Origin of the sequence: Rhizorhabdus phycosphaerae (assembly GCF_011044255.1) — a bacterium.
GTDB classification, from domain to species: domain Bacteria; phylum Pseudomonadota; class Alphaproteobacteria; order Sphingomonadales; family Sphingomonadaceae; genus Rhizorhabdus; species Rhizorhabdus phycosphaerae.
In genome coordinates this window covers 2,934,227-2,952,531 of record NZ_CP049107.1, presented here as the reverse complement: position 1 = coordinate 2,952,531, position 18,305 = coordinate 2,934,227, and the positions used below count along the sequence as shown (strand labels likewise).

General features: G+C 66.4%; 13 protein-coding genes. 11 read left to right on the top strand and 2 right to left on the bottom strand.

The window, feature by feature from the left end; translation table 11 throughout:
- Positions 1 to 122 precede the first annotated feature (122 nt).
- Both G6P88_RS13725 and G6P88_RS13720 read right to left on the bottom strand, forming a co-directional pair.
- Positions 123 to 1,100: an AraC family transcriptional regulator gene (locus G6P88_RS13725; RefSeq protein ID WP_165323670.1), complete on the bottom strand. Its 978-nt coding sequence runs from the start codon at positions 1,098 to 1,100 to the stop codon at positions 123 to 125.
- 87 nt (positions 1,101 to 1,187) lie between these two features.
- Positions 1,188 to 3,587, bottom strand: coding sequence for a TonB-dependent receptor (locus tag G6P88_RS13720; RefSeq protein ID WP_165323669.1), 2,400 nt, complete (start codon positions 3,585 to 3,587; stop codon positions 1,188 to 1,190).
- Positions 3,588 to 3,802: 215 nt separating this feature from the next.
- On the opposite strand from G6P88_RS13720, the gene G6P88_RS13715 reads away from it, so the two are divergent.
- From G6P88_RS13715 to G6P88_RS13665, 11 genes are all read left to right on the top strand, one after another.
- Positions 3,803 to 4,495: a TetR/AcrR family transcriptional regulator gene (locus tag G6P88_RS13715; protein ID WP_165323668.1), complete on the top strand. Its 693-nt coding sequence runs from the start codon at positions 3,803 to 3,805 to the stop codon at positions 4,493 to 4,495.
- Between the two features lie 59 nt (positions 4,496 to 4,554).
- Positions 4,555 to 6,177 (top strand): class I adenylate-forming enzyme family protein, encoded by a 1,623-nt coding sequence (locus tag G6P88_RS13710; protein WP_165323667.1) that lies wholly within the window; start codon positions 4,555 to 4,557, stop codon positions 6,175 to 6,177.
- 20 nt (positions 6,178 to 6,197) lie between these two features.
- The gene (locus G6P88_RS13705) at positions 6,198 to 7,067 is read left to right on the top strand and encodes an amidohydrolase family protein (protein ID WP_165323666.1); all 870 of its coding nucleotides are present in this window, start codon (positions 6,198 to 6,200) and stop codon (positions 7,065 to 7,067) included.
- A gap of 10 nt (positions 7,068 to 7,077) precedes the next feature.
- On the top strand, positions 7,078 to 8,190 hold the full coding sequence (locus tag G6P88_RS13700) for a Rieske 2Fe-2S domain-containing protein (protein WP_165323665.1): 1,113 nt from the start codon (positions 7,078 to 7,080) through the stop codon (positions 8,188 to 8,190).
- Entirely contained in the window at positions 8,190 to 9,482 is a 1,293-nt protein-coding gene (locus G6P88_RS13695) for a spinster family MFS transporter (RefSeq protein WP_165323664.1), read from the top strand. The genes G6P88_RS13700 and G6P88_RS13695 overlap by 1 nt, the downstream gene beginning before the upstream one ends.
- Positions 9,482 to 10,531 (top strand): acyl-CoA dehydrogenase family protein, encoded by a 1,050-nt coding sequence (locus G6P88_RS13690; protein WP_165323663.1) that lies wholly within the window; start codon positions 9,482 to 9,484, stop codon positions 10,529 to 10,531. The genes G6P88_RS13695 and G6P88_RS13690 overlap by 1 nt, the downstream gene beginning before the upstream one ends.
- Positions 10,531 to 11,712 carry an acyl-CoA dehydrogenase family protein gene (locus tag G6P88_RS13685; RefSeq protein WP_165323662.1) on the top strand — a complete coding sequence of 394 codons (1,182 nt, stop codon included), beginning with the start codon at positions 10,531 to 10,533 and terminating at the stop codon, positions 11,710 to 11,712. Before G6P88_RS13690 ends, G6P88_RS13685 begins: the two co-directional genes overlap by 1 nt.
- Before the next feature lie 92 nt (positions 11,713 to 11,804).
- Complete coding sequence (locus G6P88_RS13680; RefSeq protein ID WP_165323661.1) at positions 11,805 to 13,223, top strand: aldehyde dehydrogenase family protein; 1,419 nt, start codon at positions 11,805 to 11,807, stop codon at positions 13,221 to 13,223.
- Positions 13,224 to 13,393: 170 nt separating this feature from the next.
- The gene (locus tag G6P88_RS13675) at positions 13,394 to 15,709 is read left to right on the top strand and encodes a TonB-dependent receptor (protein WP_226946564.1); all 2,316 of its coding nucleotides are present in this window, start codon (positions 13,394 to 13,396) and stop codon (positions 15,707 to 15,709) included.
- Between the two features lie 17 nt (positions 15,710 to 15,726).
- Positions 15,727 to 16,944, top strand: a complete 1,218-nt coding sequence (locus G6P88_RS13670; protein WP_165323660.1) for an MFS transporter — start codon at positions 15,727 to 15,729, stop codon at positions 16,942 to 16,944.
- Positions 16,945 to 17,039: 95 nt separating this feature from the next.
- Positions 17,040 to 18,233, top strand: coding sequence for an amidohydrolase family protein (locus tag G6P88_RS13665; protein ID WP_165323659.1), 1,194 nt, complete (start codon positions 17,040 to 17,042; stop codon positions 18,231 to 18,233).
- Positions 18,234 to 18,305: the final 72 nt, after the last annotated feature.

The window sequence follows — 18,305 nt, the reverse complement described above, 5'->3', positions numbered from 1 at the left end:
GCGTCTCCCCATATTCCTGGGAGACAGGCTAGGGCGGCGCTGCCGGGAGCGTTATGCGCGCACTGCCGAGATTGTCCGCTGAGTGCGGCAACGTTTCGCGCCGCTCGCACCGGAAACGGGCTTCAGCTGGCGCGGCGGCGCAGCGTCTCGGACGGGGTCTCGCCGAACAGCGAGCGATACTGGCCGGCGAAGCGGCCGAGCTCGTAAAAGCCCCAGCGGCTGGCGACATCCGCGACGCCGAGCGGCAGCGGCGCGCTGGTCAGTTCCTCATGGACGCGGCGAAGCCGGGTCAGCCGCAGATAGGCCATGGGAGAGATGTCGCGGAAGCGCTGAAAGCCTTCGAACAATGTCCGGCTGCTGACGCCGCTGACGGCGACGAGGCGGGCCATGTCGATCGGCTCGTCGGCATGTTCCTCGATATAGCGTTCGACGAGGCGGACATGGCGCGGCGCGATCGCGCAGCCGCCGCGCTGCAGCGCCTCCGAATAATTGTGCGGCTGGGTTTCCAGCAGATTGGTGAGCAGCAGCGCCTCGAGCTGGCGCGTGGTAGCGCGCGCCGGCGTCGCGCGGTCGAGCTCTCCCATCAGCGCGGCGACATATTGCCACCAGATCGCGACGGTTCCTTCCATCGGCATCGTCGTGGCGAAGCGAACGGGCGCGCGGATCGGCTTGTCGAGCAATATCGCCAGCTGCTGTTCGAGCGCGTCGCGCTCGATCCGCACCATCGCCTTGGTGCAAGCCTGATCCCAGACCATGCGGACCGGGTCGGTGGGGTTGAGCAGCGTCGCCGTCGCCCGGTCTGCGCGGAAGCTGTTGCCCTCGGAGGTAATCGTGGCGCTGCCGGCGACCGGCAGCATCAACAGATAGAAATCCTCCAGGCAGCCGGGGTCGATCTCGACGTCCGCGCCATAGCTCATCATCCCCACGCTGATCCGGTCGAGCGCCACGCTGTTCTGCCAAGCATCCAGGCGGCCCGTGCCCCCGATGGGATCGAGACGATGCGAGCAATAGACCTTCGACACTTTTTCGCGCGTCTCGTCGACGTCGATCGAGCGGAAATAGCGATGCGCCGCGAGTGAAGGCGGATTGATGCCCAGCATGGTTCGATCCCCGTCAGATGGTCGGTTATGCTCCTGCAATCAGCGCCGGCAGGGTTTCACGATTCCCGCCGGCGCGCAACGCCTGCGTCACATCTTCCACTTCGCGGTCAGATACCATTCGCGCGGACGCGCGAAGAGCTGCTCGTAGACCCGGAAGGACGCGCCGTAGATTCCGGTCTGGGTATAGCGTTCGCTGGTGATGTTGGTGACGCCCGCAACGATGCTGATCGAGCGGCCGGGCAGGTCCCAGGCGACCGAACCGTTCAGCAGATGATAGCCGCCCTGATAGAGCTCTGCCGTGTTGAGCGCGTCCATGAAGAAGCCCGACCGATAGGACCAGTCGAGGCGTGGTGTGATCTCGCCGCCGCCCGGAAGCTCGAAGCTTTTCAGCAGCGAGGCACTGAGCGTCCATTTGGAGATGCGCTCGAACTTCGAGGCGCGGGTGATCTCGGTCGCGGCCGGATCGATCGAGGTATAGGCCGGATCGAGATAGCCGGCGCTCGCCTCGACGAAGAAGCCGCCGCCGGGCGAAAGGCGCGCCTCGAGTTCGGCGCCCTTGATCTCCGCCCGCGCGGCATTCTTCGTGACGGGAGCCACGCCGGTGAAGACCTGGACCTGCAGGTCATTATATTTGGTCAGGAATACGGCGCCGTTGAGCGTCAGGCGACGGTCGAGCAGCTCGGACTTGAAGCCCGCCTCGAACGCCGAGGCCGTCTCCGCACCATATTCGGGTGTCGCCGCCAGGGGCGGGAACACGCGCTGCACGAAGCCCCCGCTCTTGAAACCGCGCGAGAAGGAGCCGTAGAGCATCAGTCGGTCGGCCGGCTTCCAGGCGAGATTGACCATCGGGGTCAGGTCGTCCTCGCTCCGCTTCACCCGAACGAAAGGCAGCACACGCGTCTTCGGCGTATTGGGGCTGCCAGCGATCAGCTGCGCGCCGGGCGTCCGGTCGACGAAGATCGTCTGGTCGGGCAGGAAGCTCTTGTCGTCCTTGGTGTAGCGAAGCCCGGCGGTCAGATCGAGGCTGTCGGTCAGCTTGACCGTGGCCTGGCCGAAGGCGGCATAGCTGCGCGTCTTGAAGCGACCACCCGACTGGAAATTGACCGGCGTGAAATCGAGGATGTTCACATTGTTGCCGGTCTCGTCGAAATAATAGGCGCCGACCGCATATTTGACCCGATCGGCGAAGGCGTCGCCGGTCAGCTGAACCTCCTGGCTGAACTGCTCGTCGGTCAGGCTGTCGAAGAAATGGGTGATCGTCAGCGGCGAATGGTCGCCGTCGCGCGCGAAGCGGCCCTTCAGATGGCGATAGGCGGTGATCGACTTGAGCTTGGCCGCGCCGAGGTTCCATTCGATGGTACCGCTGGCCGCCCAGATCTTGTTGCGCGAATATTGCGGCGCGGTGCCCGCATCGGTCGTGCGGCTGACATATTGATCGCCATAGCAGGCCGCGCCGATGCCCTTCGGGCTGTAGGGGTTGAAGCCCAGGCAGTTCTGACCGCCAAGGAAGGTCGCGATATAGTTGTTCAGCAACGCAAAATTGTCGACCGGGGCGTCGAACGGCGGATTGATCACATAGGAGCCGGGCGTGGCCGGGCTGCCGGGCGGCAGCATCGGCAGCCCCTGCGGATTGAACACTGCCGAACGATAATCGATGCCGGACAGCGTCAGCGCCGGGCCGTTGCTGCGATCGTCGGTCCCCTCGACCGCGATGTTCACCTCGAAATCGGAGGAGGGCGTCCAGCGGAGCTGAAGCCGACCCGTCTGGGTGTTCACATTGCCCAGATCCTTCTTGTCCGAGGTGCGGGTGACATAGCCGTCGCGGATGAAGCTTCCGACCGACAGGCGCGCCGCAAGCGTCTCGCCGAGCGGAACATTGATCATCCCCTTCACGTCGAAGCGGCTATAGCGGCCAGTGGTGACCTGTGCCGATGCCTCCAGCCGGTCGCGCGGCTTGACGGTCGTCAGGTTCAGCGCGCCGCCAATGGTGTTGCGCCCGAACAGCGTTCCCTGCGGTCCACGCAGAACCTCGATCCGCTCGACATCGACCAGGTCGAGCAGCGCGCCCACCGAGCGCGCCACATAGACGCCGTCGACATAGACGCCGACCCCCGGCTCGGTGGTGGGAAGGAACTCCTTCTGGCCGATGCCGCGAATGTAGATCGCTGCGGACGAGCTCGCCCCACCGAAGCTGGGGTTGTTCTGGAAGGTCAGGTTGGGGGTGAAGGTGGCGATGCCGTCCACCTTGTCGAGACCGCGCGCCGCCAGCGACTCGCCGCTGAACGCCGACATCGCGATGGGAATGTCCTGCGCACGCTCCTCGCGCTTGCGCGCGGTGACGATGATGTCGCCCTCGCCGAGCAGATCGGCCCGCGATGACTGCACCTCGCCACCCGGTCCACCGGTCGTCTGCGCCTGTGCGGGCAGGGCCAGCGCGGCGACCACCGCACCCATGACGTGAAATGCCGGATTCCATCCCTTGGTCATTATCTGTCCCCTTCTCCGGCCCCCGCATCGCGGTGGACCCATTCCCTTGGGTGGAAGAGAACAGCATTCCACCGCCACAAGTTATGCAGGGAACGCGGCGGCTGTGCGCCGACTGCGGCTTAATGGAAGCGAGCCGTCGTTGGTGCAGCAATCGAAAGATGGACCATCGTCCAACATATGCTATCCACGCCATCGGTTTTGACGGAGCGGAACGAATGGCGCGGAAATCGGTGGCGGCTGTGGACGAGGATTCGCTGCCGCCCGACATGTCTCGCCGCGAGCGCAACAAGGCGCGGACCCGGACCGCCATTCTCGAGGCGAGCATCAGTTGCATGGCCGAATCCGGCGTGCAGGCAGCGACCATGGACCAGATCGCCGCTGCCGCCGACGTCGCGCGCGCGACATTGTTCAACTATTTCCCCAGCAAGAACGACATCATCGACGCGCTGGTGGCCGAGAATGATGCCGGCTTCTTCGTCGCGATCGAGGGCTGGCGCCGGGCGACGCATCTGACCACGGTCGAGAAGATCGCGGGCCTGTTCGCCGCGACCGACCATTATCTGCGACGCGCCCCGGCGCGCAGGCGGGTGGTGCTGAGCATGTCCTGGCGAAACTGGGGGCTGCCGGGCAACCAGCAGCGCATCCAGCGGGTGGTCGATGCCTTCACCGCCCTGCTCGACGACGGGCGCCATGGTGGCGATCTGTCGCCGCATCTCGACAGCGCCGTGGCCGGGGAGATCATCGCCCAGACCTATATGGGCGTCATTCACGCCTGGCGGATGGACGAGGCACATCCGGCGGCAAACCGGCTCGATGTGGTGGCGCGCCTGCTGGCGACGATGATCGCACCCGGCACCCCCTTTCCGGAGCGCGCTCCCCTGCCGCCGAGGCCAGAAAATTATACCTGACAATTTTTATGGACTATAGTCCAAATAACTAATATCGAGCCCTCAGGGCCAAGGAGAGGATGTTGGCTGAACCGAACGATAATCTCGTGCAGATGCTGACATCTGCCGGGGCGCCCTTCGAGCTGATCGACGTCACCGTCGGCAGCCATGCGATGCGCGGCTTCCGGCGCGCCGAGACCAATCTCGGCGTGCTGCTCGACAATCTCGCGCATTTTCGCGATCGCGAGTTCATCGTCGATGGCGACCGGCGGCTGACTTACGGCGACGTCGAAGCGGCGGCGGGCCGGCTTGCGCGCCTGCTTTCGGACCGTGGCATCGCAGCAGGCGACCGGGTCGCCATTGCCATGCGTAACAGCCCCGACTGGATGATCGCCTTCCTCGCCGCCATCGCTGTCGGAGCCATACCGGCGCTGGTCAACAGCCGGGGCAGCGCCTCCGAGATGCTCGCAACGATAGATCTGGTCGGCGCGCGCCTCACCCTGGTCGACGAACGCCGAGACGCGATGCTCGGCGACGCGACGCCCTGCCTCGTGCCCCAGATCGATGGCGGCGCGGGCGGCCCGGCGCTGCCGCGTCCGTCCGCCGGCCCCGACGAACCGGCGATGATCCTGTTCACATCGGGCACCACCGGTCGCTCGAAGGGCGCGACCCTGTCGCACCGCGCAGCGCTCACCGGGCTGCTGCTCGCGCAGATGGCCGGTGCCATCATCGCGCTCCGCCATTTCGGGCCGGATGCGCTAAGCGCCCCCCGCCCACAGCAGACGACCCTGCTCGCCTTCCCGCTGTTCCATGTCAGCGGGTGCCATGCGACCTTCCTGTCGGCCCTCGCATCCGGCGGACGCCTGGTCGTCGCCGCCCGCTGGGAACCCGAGGCCATCGTCGGGCTGATCGAGCGCGAGAAGATCAACAGCGTGTCGGGTTCGCCCGCGATGATCTGGGATCTGGTCCACACCAAGGCCCGGCTCGGCGCCGCGCTGGACTCGCTCGTGTCGGTGTCGACCGGCGGCCAGGCCCAGCCGATCAATCTGCTCAACGCGGTGGTCGAGGCCTTTCCGCGCGCGATCGTCGGCACCGGCTTCGGATCGACCGAGACCGCCGGAGCGGTGGCGATGCACACCGGCGCCGATTATCTCGCCCATCCCCGCGCGGCGGGACGCGTGCTGCCGCTCGCCGAGGTCCGCATCGTCGATGCCGATGGCAATGACCAGCCGGTGGGCGGTGCCGGCCAGATCCTCGTTCGCGGCCCGATGGTCATGTCCGGATACTGGAACGACACTGCCGCCACCGAACGCGCGATCGTCGACGGATGGTTCCACACCGGCGACGTCGGCGCGCTCGACGACCTCGGCAATCTCACCATCCTCGACCGGCTCACCGACATGGTCCTGTGCGGCGGCGAGAACATCTATTGCGCCGAAGTCGAGGCCGCGTTGCAGCATCATCCCGACATCGTCGAGGCGGCCGCCTACGGCCTGCCGCACGAGCGGCTGGGCGAGCGGCTCGTGGCGATCGTGCGCGGCCGCGACGGCGCGACGGTCGATCCCGACCAGGTGCGCCAGAGCCTGTCGGGCCGGATCGCCGACTACAAGATACCGACCGAGATCTTCACGACCGCCGAGGGCCTGCCGCGCAACGCGCTGGGCAAGGTCGACAAGCGCGCGCTCCGCGCCGCCCACGCCTAAACGAAAACAGGAGAGGCCCCATGCGACCCCGCGACATTCCGGTCATCGACACGATGCTGGGCGTGCCCCTGAAGGAGGACCGCTCCGACTGGTTCAACTTCTTCAAGCCGCTGCTGCGCGACAAGGAGAGCCTGTCGCAATTCTCGATGCCGGCGCAATATATGTTCCGCAACATTCCCAATGCCGACGGGATCGACGACCTGCCCGGCTGGACGGTTTCGGAGATGGACCGCTTCGGCATCGCCAAGGCGCTCATCGGCTATGTCGAGGGGTCGCCGCTCAACGACATCGTGCGCGATCGCTTCGCCGACCGCTTCTTCTTCGACATGCCGGTCGATCCCAATGGCGGCGTCGACGTGATCCGCGCGATCCGCCGCGCCCATGCCGAGGTCGGCATCAAGGCCATCAGCGTCTTTCCCTGTGGCTGCGTGCCGCAGGTGCCGATCAACGACAAAAGGATGTGGCCGGTCTACACCACCGCCTGCGAGCTCGACATTCCGGTGCTCGTCAATGTCGGCGTACCCGGGCCGCGCGTGCCGATGGCGCCGCAGCATGTCGAGCTGGTCGACGAGGTCTGCTACTTCTTCCCCGAGCTCAAGTTCGTCATGCGCCACGGGGCGGAGCCCTGGGAGGAGCTGGCGGTCAAGCTGATGCTCAAATATCCCAACCTCTATTATTCGACGAGCGCCTTCGCGCCGAAGCACTACCCGAAGGCGATCATCGATTTCGCCAACACGCGCGGCGCCGACAAGATCCTCTACGCCGGCTATTTTCCGATGGGCCTGAGCCTGGAGCGCATCTTCACCGACATGGATGCGGTCCCGTTCAAGGACCATGTCTGGCCCAAATTCCTGCACGAAAACGCCCGCCGCGTCTTCCAACTCGATTGAGGAGCGTCCGATGACCGACAGCCAGACCGCCTCCACCGCGACCGACGCCCGCACCGCCCCCGTCGCGGTGTGGCAGATGCTTTCCGAACTGAAGGGCGAGGCGCTGCAGCAGTGGCGCGTCGCCGAGGTCCGCAACCGGCCCAGCGCCGACGAGCGCGGCATCGACCTGCCCTTCCCGCTCGGCTGGTTCGCGGTCGCCTATTCGGACGAGTTGGCGCCGGGCCAGGTCAAGCCCGTCCGCTATTTCGGGCGCGAGCTGGCGCTGTGGCGCGGCGAAGACGGCAAGGCGCGGCTGCTCGACGCCTATTGCAAGCATCTCGGCGCCCATATGGGCTATGGCGGACGCGTGAACGGCAATCTGCTCGAATGCCCATTCCACGCCTGGCGCTATGACGGCGACGGCAGCGTCAAGGACATCCCCTATGCCCGCGCCATCCCGCCGCAGGTAAAGCGCCCCTGCGCGCATCAATGGGTCATCGAGGAAGCCAATGGCTTCATCTGGACCTGGTATCACCCCTTTGGCGAGGCCCCGAAATGGGAACTCGACCATTATCCGGAGACGAGCGATCCGGACTGGACCCCCTATCAACGCCACGAATGGCACGTCTATGCGCCGCTCCAGTCGATGGCCGAGAATGGCGTCGACAGTGCCCATTTCCAGTTCGTCCACGGCACCGCCAATTTCCCCGATGCGGAGATCCACTGGGACGGCCATCGCCGCTCGGGCATCGTGTCGGCCAAGATGGGCACGCCCGCAGGCGAGGTCGACGGGCGGATCGTCAACGGCCAGAACGGGCCGGGCCAAGCCTATACCCGCTTCGAGGGCATCTCCGAGACGCTGCTGGTGGCGGCGATCACACCGATCGATCGTGACTGCGTCCATGCGCGCTTCGCCTTCACCCAGCCGCGCAGTCAGGCCGAGGGTCCGGGGGCGGGTCTTGCCCGCGCGCTGATCCGCGACATCTGCAAGCAGTTCGACCAGGACAAGGTCATCTGGGACCGGCAGGCCTATCTGCACGACGCGATCATCTGCGACGGGGACGGGCCGATCATCCGCTATCGCCGCTATTACAAGCAATTCTACGCCGAACAGAACGAGCAGCCCGGCCAGAAGCGCGCCTGATGGAAAGGCCGGGCATGGAGGGGCAGGCGCGGGCGGGCGGCACGGCATGGTATGCGCTGCTGCTGCTCACCACGGTCTATACGCTCAGCTATGCCGATCGCTATCTGATCACCAGCTTGGGCGATCCGATCAAAGCCAGCTTCGGCCTGTCGGACGCCTTTCTCGGTCTTTTGATGGGCCCGGCCTTCGCGTTGCTGTTCACCGTCGCGGCGATCCCGATCGCCCGCCTTGCCGACCGCCGCCACCGTGTCACCATCCTCGCCGTCGGCTGCGCTTTGTGGTCGCTGTTCACCTTGCTATCGGGCCTGGCCCAGGACGGCTGGACCCTCGCCCTGATGCGCGTCGGCGTCGGCATCGGCGAAGCCTCCTTCGTCGCGCCGGCCTATTCGCTGCTCGCCGACCGCTTCCCGCCCGAGCGGCGCGGATCGGCGTTCGGGATATTGGCGCTCGGCATCTTCTTGGGCCAGCTCGGCGGCTATGCCGGCGGCCCGGCGATTGCGCACCTGCTGGGTGGCTGGCGCGCAGCCTTCGTGGCGCTCGGCCTCTTCGGCATCGTGATGGCGGTACTGCTGCGGCTGACCGTAAGCGAGCCCGCCCGAAGCTTTGCACCGGCCGCGGCCGTTCGCCTGCCGATCGTCCTGCGCGCGCTGTGGGCCCAGCCCGCCTATGTCCTCGCCAATCTCGGCATGGCCTTCGGCAGCTTCTCCGGATACGCCTTCGGCATGTGGGGGCCGGCGCTGTTCGCCCGCAGTTTCGACATCCCGGCCGCCGAGGCCAGCGCCCGCTTCGGCCTCGCCTTCGGGCCGGCCGGGCTGGTCGGAGCCTTGCTGTTCGGCGCGCTGTCGGACCGGCTGGTGAAGCGCAATCATCGCTGGCCGCTGCGTCTCGCCGGGCTCTCGCTGTTTGCCGCAACCGTCGCGATCCTGTGCGTGACCTGGTCGCCCAGCATCGAAGTCGCGACGCTCGTCGCCATCCCCTCGGGTCTGCTCGGCGGGGGCTGGTCGGTCGGCGTCCTGACCGCGCTGCAGAACATGCTGCCGCCGACGATCCGCGCAACCTCGACTGCCTTGTTCACCTTCGTGACGACCTTCATCGCGATGGTGTTCGGCCCCTATGTAGTCGGTGCGCTGAGCGACCTCATCGGTGCAGGCGATGCCGACGGGCTACGTCTGGCGATGACGCTGTGCATCCTGACCGGCCTGCCGGCGGCCATCGCCGTCTGGTGCGCCTCCCACGCGGTCGATCGCGCGCGAACCGACCTTGCCGAACGCTTTTCCAACGGACACGCCTGATGCAATTCGCCCTGACCCAAGAACAGGAGATGATCGCCGAGACCGCACGCGGCATCATGGCGGATTTCCGCCCGTCCCTCCGCGCGACCATCGACCATCCCGACGGTTTCGACCGCGCGCAATGGCGCACCATTACGGCAGAGCTTGGTCTCGGCTCGCTCGTCCTGCCAGCCGAACAAGGCGGCGCTGGGCTCGGTCTGGTCGAACTGTCGCTGGTGGCGACGGAGATGGGCCGCGCGCTTTTCCCTTCGCCCTTCCTCACCAGCATAGGCGCGGCTCTGGCCGCGCTTCGGCACTGCGGATCCGACGAACAACTCGCGCGCCATGCCGCCGCCATCTCGTCCGGCGACAGCATTGCCGCCGTGGCACATGGCGACACGCTGCGCCTTGAGGACGGTGCGCTGAGCGGCGAAGCGCTGGTCGCCTTCGGCCATGTCGCAGACCTGCTGGTTGTGATGGCCGGCGGGCAGGCACTGCTGGTCCCGACCGAGGGGCTCAACGTCAAGAAGCTGACGAGCATGGACCTGACCCGACCGCTTGCCCGCGTATATTTCGACCGCACCCCGGTGGAGGCGATGGCGAACCCTGGCGGAATCGAGACTGCGCTCGACGAAGCGCGCGTAGCGCTGGCAGCCGAATGTGTCGGCGGCGCCGACGCTGCGCTGGCCGCGACGGTCGACTATAGCCAGCAGCGCATTCAGTTCGGCCGTCCCATCGGGAGCTTCCAGGCGCTCAAGCACCGCATGGCCGACATGATGATCGCGGTCGAAGCCGCGCGGTCGGCGGTCTATTATGCTGCGGCCTCGCATGACGAAGCGAGCGCCGAGACGGCAAGCGCCGCCGCCATCGCCCATTTCACCGCGATCGAGACCTTCGAGGACTGTGCCGCCGGGACGATCCAGCTCCATGGCGGCATGGGCTTCACCTGGGAGCATGACGCACACCTTTTCTTCAAGCGCGCGCGCGGATCCGCGACTTTGTTCGGCACGCCGGCCGAAAGCCGCGCGCGGCTCGCCACGATGCTCGGTCTCGACGAGGAGGACCAATAATGCGCCTCGGCTTCACGCCCGAACAGGAAGCATTCCGCCGCGAGGCCGCCGACTGGCTGGCCACGCAGATGCACGGCCCCTTCGCCATGCTCCGCAACCTGAAGAGCCACAGCGCGATGGCCGACGAGCGCCGTGCCTGGGAAAAGGCGCTCGCCGCCGCCGGCTGGAGCGTGATCGGCTGGCCCAAGGCGCATGGCGGACGGGGCGCGAGCCTGGCCGAGCAGGTGATCTTCGCCGAGGAATATGCCCGCGCGGGCGCCCCCGGCCGGATGAGCCATATCGGCATCGAACTGGCCGGCCCGACCCTGATCCACTTCGGGTCGGACGCGCAGAAGGCCCGCTTCCTGCCGCCGATCGCGCGCGGCGAGGAATATTGGGCGCAGGGCTATTCGGAGCCGGGTGCCGGCTCCGACCTCGGCAATGTGCGGACGCGGGCACGGCTCGAAGGCGACGAATGGGTCGTGGACGGGCACAAGATCTGGACCAGCCTTGCCCAATATGCCGACTGGATCTTCGTCCTCGCCCGGACCGAAGAAGGGTCGCGCGGGCCCAAGGGCCTGTCCTTCCTGCTGCTCCCGATCCGCCAGCCCGGCATCACGCTGCGACCGATCCGGCAGATGAACGGCGAGGCCGAGTTCAACGAGACCTTCTTCGACGGGGCGCGGACACACCGCGACAATGTCGTCGGCGGGATCGGCAATGGCTGGCAGGTCGCGATGGGGCTGCTGGCCTTCGAGCGCGGTGTCGGCACGCTCGGCCAGCAGATGAGCTTCGTCGCCGAGTTCGAGGCGGTGGTGGAGGCGGCGAAGGCGACCGGCCGCAATCGCGATCCGATCATCCGCGACCGCATCGCGCGTGCCTATGCCGGGCTCAAGATCATGCGCTACACCGCGCTGCGCACCTTGTCCGCCGGCGAGGGGCACAGCCTGTCGCGCGAGGCGATGACGCAGAAGGTCTATTGGGCCAATTGGCATCAGGCGCTGGGCGAGCTCGCGATGGACATCCTCGGCGAGGAGGCTCTGGTGTCTGAAGAGCCGGGCTATGCCTTCCCGCTGCTGACCAACCTCTATCTGTCGAGCCGCGCCGACACCATCTATGGCGGGACCAACCAGATCCAGCGCAACATCATCGCCGAACGCGGACTCGGCCTGCCGAGGGAGCCGCGCGGCGACGCCCGTTGAAGCGGGCGCCCTGCCGGCCCTATCCAGATGGTGATTGACCGCCCGGCAGCAATCGCGTGCCATGGCGGCGACTGTCGGAAGGATTTTGAACCATGGTGATGTCGGGCCGCTTCTACATCGACGGGCAATGGGTCGAGGCATTGTCAGGCCAGACGATCGACGTGCTCGACCCGCGCACCGAGCGCAGCATCGGCCGGATCGGTGCGGCAGGCGCAGAGGATGTCGACCGCGCGGTTCGCGCCGCAAGACGCGCCTTCGATGCCTTTGCCGATCTGTCGCGCAAGGACCGGCGCGACCTGCTCGGCGCGATCGTCGCCATCTACGAACGCCGCCTCGACGAGATCGCCGCCGTGATCAGCGCAGAGATGGGCGCGCCCCGCATGCTGGCCAGGGCCGCCCACGCCCCGCTGGGCCTGATCCACTTCCGCACCGCCTATGAAGAGATCGAGCATTTCCGCTTCGAACGCGAGGACGGGCGGCTGACGCTCTGCCGCGAGCCGATCGGGGTGTGCGGACTGATCACGCCGTGGAACTGGCCCGCCAACCAGATCGCGGCCAAGGTGGCGCCGGCGCTGGCGGTCGGCTGCACGATGGTGCTGAAACCGTCCGAGATTTCCCCCTATTCCGCCGAAATCATCGCGCAGATCATCGAGGAGGCGGGCGTTCCTGCCGGCGTCTTCAATCTGATCCAGGGCGACGGCCCCACCGCCGGGGCGGCGCTGTCGTCGCACCCGCAGGTCGACATGGTGTCGTTTACCGGATCGACGCGCGGGGGCATCGCGGTCGCGCAGGCGGCGGCGCCGACGATCAAGCGCGTGCATCAGGAACTGGGCGGCAAGTCCGCCAATATCGTCCTGCCCGACGCGGATTTCCCGCTCGCCATCGCGCGCGGCGTGCGCGCGGTGATGAACAATAGCGGCCAGACCTGCAGCGCACCGACGCGCATGCTCGTCCCCGCAGACCGCATGGAGGAAGCCAAGGCGATCGCCGCCGAAACCGCCGCCGCCATCCCAATCGGCCAGGAGGAGCAGCCCGGCGCGATGGGTCCGGTCGTGTCCGAGGCGCAGTGGGCCAAGGTCCAGCATCTGATCGGCATCGGCATTTCAGAAGGTGCCGCGCTGGTCGCGGGCGGCGAGGGCCGGCCCGACGGCTTCGACGCCGGCTATTATGTGCGCCCGACCGTGTTCGCCGACGTGCGCCCGGACATGACGATCGCGCGCGAGGAGATTTTCGGCCCCGTCCTGTCGATCCTGCCCTATCGCGACGAAGACGAGGCGGTCGCGATCGCCAATGACAGCGACTATGGTCTGGCCGGCTTCGTCGACAGCCAGGACCTCGACCATGCCCGCCGCATCGCGCGCCGGCTGCGCGTCGGGCAGGTGCGCATCAACCATCCGCCGATGCACCCGCTCGCGCCCTTCGGCGGCTACAAACAGTCCGGCAACGGCCGCGAATGGGGATCGCAGGCCTTCGAGGAGTTCACCGAGGTGAAGGCGGTCGTCACGCCCTGACGGAGCGCACCGTTACGGTCGGAGCGATGCTAAAATCGGCGCTTTGCCGCGCCCTTCCCAAATGGTGATTGTCGCACCGCGCTCTTCCGGTCGACACAGGCACAAAGGCGCCCCGCCCCAACGGGGACGCATGCATCGTCATCGACAATGACATTGGGGGAGGGAGAGATATGAAAAAGCTGCAGGGATATTGCCTGGGCCTGCTGGCCTCGACGATGCTGGCCGGAACCGCCCAGGCGCAGGCCACCGGATCGAGCGCCGCCGCCCCGTCGTTCGACGAAGGCGAGATCATCGTGACCGCCCAGCGCCGTGAAGAACGCCTGATCGACGTGCCAATCGCGGTGTCGGCGGTGAACGGCGCAGGGCTCGACCGCGCCGGCGTCCAGAATCTCAACAACGCCCAGGCACTGATCCCCAATATTCAGATCAACCAGACGCCGGGCAACAGTTTCAGTCCTCTGATCTCGATCCGCGGCCTAGCCCCCGCCGCCGACACCAGTCTTGCGCGCGACCAGCCGGTCGGCCTCTATCTCGACGGCGTGCCTGTAGCGAAGTCCACCGGCGCCGCCTTCGACACGGTCGACCTCGAGCGGATCGAAGTGCTGCGCGGCCCGCAGGGAACGCTCTACGGCAAGAACACGATCGGCGGCGCGGTCAACATGATCACCCGCGCGCCCACCGGCGAATTCGGCGGTCAGGTCTATCTGAGCTATGGCAGCTGGGGCGAGTTCCGCCGCCGCATCTCGCTCGATCTGCCATCGATCGGTACCTTCAAGGTCAAGCTCGGCTATTCGGGCCGCGATACCGGCGGCTACTGGCACAATGCCGCGACGCAGAAGGATTTCGGCGAGCAGAGCCTGAACGCCGGTCGCATCGACATATTGTGGGAACCGAGCGACAATTTCTCCGCCCGCTATGCCTATGACATCAGCGACGCGGTCGGAACGCCCGCGCTGCTCGCGATCAGCGCGCCGGGCAGCCTGCCGGCGACCAGTCCCTTCATCACCGGTCGCATCTTCCAGAACCGCCCCGGTCGGAACGACGTATCCGCCGACGGCGCACGCCAGAGCGATTTCCGCACCACCGGCCATGCGCTGACGCTGGAATATGATCTGGGCGATACCGGACTTGGCGCTATCACGCTCAAGTCGATCACCGCGCGGCGCACGCTGCAGACGCGCAGCCGCTCCGACTTCGACGGGACGCCGACCGATCTCGTCCGCTTCATCCTGAACAACGACTATCACGCGTTCAGCCAGGAATTTCAGGTCATCGGAACCGGCGAGCAGGTCCGCTACACGCTCGGCGCCTTCTATCTGAAGGACCGCTATTATGCCTTCAACCCGCGCTGGAATTTCCAGTTCGGCGGCAATCGGTTCGATCTCTCGGATCGCCGCGGCGGCAGCCGGTCGATCGCCGGGTACGGCCAGCTGACCTGGAGCCCCGGCTTCGCCGAGGACAAGCTCGACCTGTCGGTCGGGCTGCGCTGGACACAGGACCGCAAGGAGGCCGAAGAGCTTTTCCTTTCGAACACGGCCTATGCCACCAATCCGGCGGCGGCCGGCTCGGGCGTGTTCCAGCGCGCGGCCAACGGGACCCCCATCACCCGCAGCGGCCAGCCGGCGGCAGGCGCGCGTCCGGGCGCGGGTGGCCTCGGCCCCTATGACCTGATCCCGCTGGAGCGCTCGGACAAATGGTCGCAGTTCAATCCCGAGTTCAACCTCGTCTACAAGCTGCGTTCGGACTGGACGGTCTATGGTCGCGTCGCGACCGGCTTCAAATCGGGCGGCATCAACGACACCGCCTCGACCAATGCGGCGTTCAATTCGCCTTATGATCCGGAAAAGCTGCTCTCGTTCGAAGCGGGCACCAAATTCTCGGGCTTTGACCGGCGCCTGAACTTCAATCTCGCCGTCTATCATTCGATCTACAAGAATTTCCAGGCAGGCGTGTTCGTGCCCGAGCTGGTGACCACCAACATCATCAACGCCGGCAAGGCCAAGTTCACCGGCGTCGAGATCGAGGGCAATGTCCGCCCCTTCGACGGGTTGGTGCTCAATTTCGGCGGCGGCTATCTCGATGCCCGCTATACCGACTTCGTGTTGCCGAGCGGTGTCGATGTCACCGACAGCTACAAGATCCCATTGGCGCCGAAGTGGAATTATCTGGTCGGCGGCACCTACACCATACCGCTCGGCAACGGCCCGAACCTCGAGTTCACCGGCAACTGGTCGTGGCGGAGCATGCAATGGGCGACGATCGCGCCCAACCAGCTGGCGACGCGCAAAGCCTATGGCACATTGGACGGGCGCATCGCGCTGACCGATATCGACCTCGGCAATGGCACCAGTCTCGAAGTCGCCGTCTGGGGTCGCAACATCACCGACACCAAATATTGGAACAGCGGCATCGACCTCGGCGTCTTCGCGGTTCGCCAGTGGGCGGATCCGCGCAGCCTGGGCGTCGAGGCGCGCGTCCGCTTCTGACCGGAAGGCGCGACATCGTGCAGGAACGCAGGCTGTCGCGCCTCGCCTTTTCGACGCTGTTCGCGGTGACGCTTGCCACCGCGCTCGGCAATCTCGGGCTCGTTACCGTGCTGCCTGCGATCGGCCGGGCGCTGAGAATCCCCGATGCGCTGGTCGCCTGCATCTTCTCCCTGTCGGCGCTCGCCTGGGCAGTCACGTCGCCGCTCTGGGCGCGGGTGTCCGACCGGCGAGGCCGCAAGCCGATGATGCTCGTCGGGCTATGTGGTTTCATCGCCTCTATGGCAGGATGCGGGCTGGTCGTTCTCGCCGGCCTCCATGGCCTCGCCAGTGCATTGCCGTTGTTCCTCGCCTTCACGGTGGTCCGCTGCAGCTACGGCCTGTTCGGATCGGCGGCGGGCACGGCGGCGCAGGCCTATGTCGCGGACCATAGCCAGGGCCATGCCCGCGTCCGCGCGCTGTCGGCGCTCGCAGGAGCGCTCAGCCTCGGCACGATCGTGGGGCCGACCATCGCCCCCTTCCTGGTCCTGCCGCCTTTCGGCCTTGCCGGACCGATGTTCGGCTTCGCGCTGATGGGTGTCGTACTGCTCATGCTGGTCGCCGTCGCGCTGCGCGCCGACCGTCCGATTCTCGCCGCCGGGGCACCCGCGATTCCCCAAAGCGGCCTGTGGCGCGATCCGATGCTGCGCGCGCTGTTGCTTCAGGGGCTCGTCATCGCCTCTGCGCAGGCGATCAACACCTATACGCTGGGCTTCGCGATCATCGACATCAGCCGGCTGCCCGCCGTCGAGGCGCAGAAGCTGATCGGCATCGCCCTATCGATCGGCGCGGCAAGCGGGCTCGTGGCCCAGCTGGGGGTGGTCAACATCCTGAAGCCTTCGCCGATCGCCATGCTGCAGTGGGGCGCGGCGATGGTAGCGATTGGCAACCTCATCGCTCTGGGCGGCACCGGCCATGGGGCGCTGTTCGCGGGCTATGCGCTGGCCAGCTTCGGCTATGGCCTCGCGCGCCCCGGCTTCGCCTCGCTGCTGTCGCTTGCTCTGGGTGCCGAACGGCAGGGAGCGGCGGCCGGCGCGGTCAGCATGATCGCGGGGGCCTCGATCACCCTGCCGCCGATCATTGCCGTCGCCTGCTACCAGCTCTGGTGGGGAGCGCCCTTCTTCCTTGCCGCATCGAGCTGCGCGATCGTCTTCCTGTCCGCCCTCAGAACCACCCCGCTGTTTCCTGTGAGCGACTGATCGTTCACCGCCGTCGCCTTTTTCCCGCGCCGGGGGACAGGCAAGTTGGACGCAATCCGCGGCGCCCGCTGCCGACTATGTATCTGGAGAGTGAAATGGACCGCTATCTCGTCATCTCGTCCGACGGCCATGTCGGCCTCCCGCCCGAGCAATACCGGACCTATCTCGAATCGCGCTACCATGCCGCGTTCGACGAGGCGCTGGCCAAGGAGATCAAGGCGCGCGAGGAACGCGAGAAGCTGTTCCTGATCGACGATTTCAACACGAAATGGCGCGCCAAGGTCGGCGACGGGCTGGAAGGCGCGTGGGACGGCACCATCCGCAACCGCGTGCTCGATGCCGACGGTGTCGCCGCCGAGGTGCTCTTCCCCGACGGTATCACCGAGCGCAACGCCCCGCCCTTCGGCGCCGATGTCGGCCTGAATCCCGCCGCCTCGACGCCCGAGCTGCAATGGGCGGGTGCGCGCGCGCACAACCGCTGGCTGGCCGAGTTCTGCGCCGAGGATCCGCATCGCCGCCTGGGCCTCGCCGTCATCCCGGCGGTGTTCGACCTCGACGAGACGATCAAGGAAATCCACTGGGCTAAGAAAAACGGCATGAAGGGGGTCTTCTTCCCGGCGGTCACCGACAAATACGACATGTACAACCACACCAAATATTATCCGGTGTGGGAGCTGCTGCAGGACTACAAGCTTCCCCTGCATTTCCATTCGGGCGCGACGCCGGGTTACGACATGACCCAGCCCGGCTGGATCGGCACCTATCTGTGCGAATTCGCCTTCTGGATGACGCGCCCGCTCTGGTCGATGACCTTCGGCGGCGTGTTCGAGGAATATCCCGAGCTGAAGGTGATGTTCACCGAGGCAGGGGGCGAATTCTGGTTTCCCTGGATGATCGAGCTCATGGATATAAGGGCCTCGGTCAAGCACACCTCGGGCAAGCTCGGCGACTACAACGCCAATATGAGCATGAAGCCGAGCGACTATTTCAAGCGCAACATCTATGTCGGCTGCTCGGCGCTGCCCGACGAGGAGACGACCGAATCCTATTACAAGATCGGCATCGACCGTATCCTGTGGGGCACCGACTATCCCCACCCCGAGGGCACCTGGCCGAGCACGCTCGAAAAGATGATCCTCAGCCTCGGCGGCCTGCCCGAAAGCGACATCCAGCAGATGCTGGGCGGCAATGCGCTCGACGCCTATGACGTCGACGCGGGCGCCCTGTGGGGCATCGCCTCGCGTATCGGGCCGCGCAAGGAAAGCTTCATCCGGCAAGCGGCGGAGTAGACCGTTCGCATTCCGCCGCGAGCGACCAACCATCTTCCCTCGGACACTGCCTTCGGCCACAAGGCTTCGGGC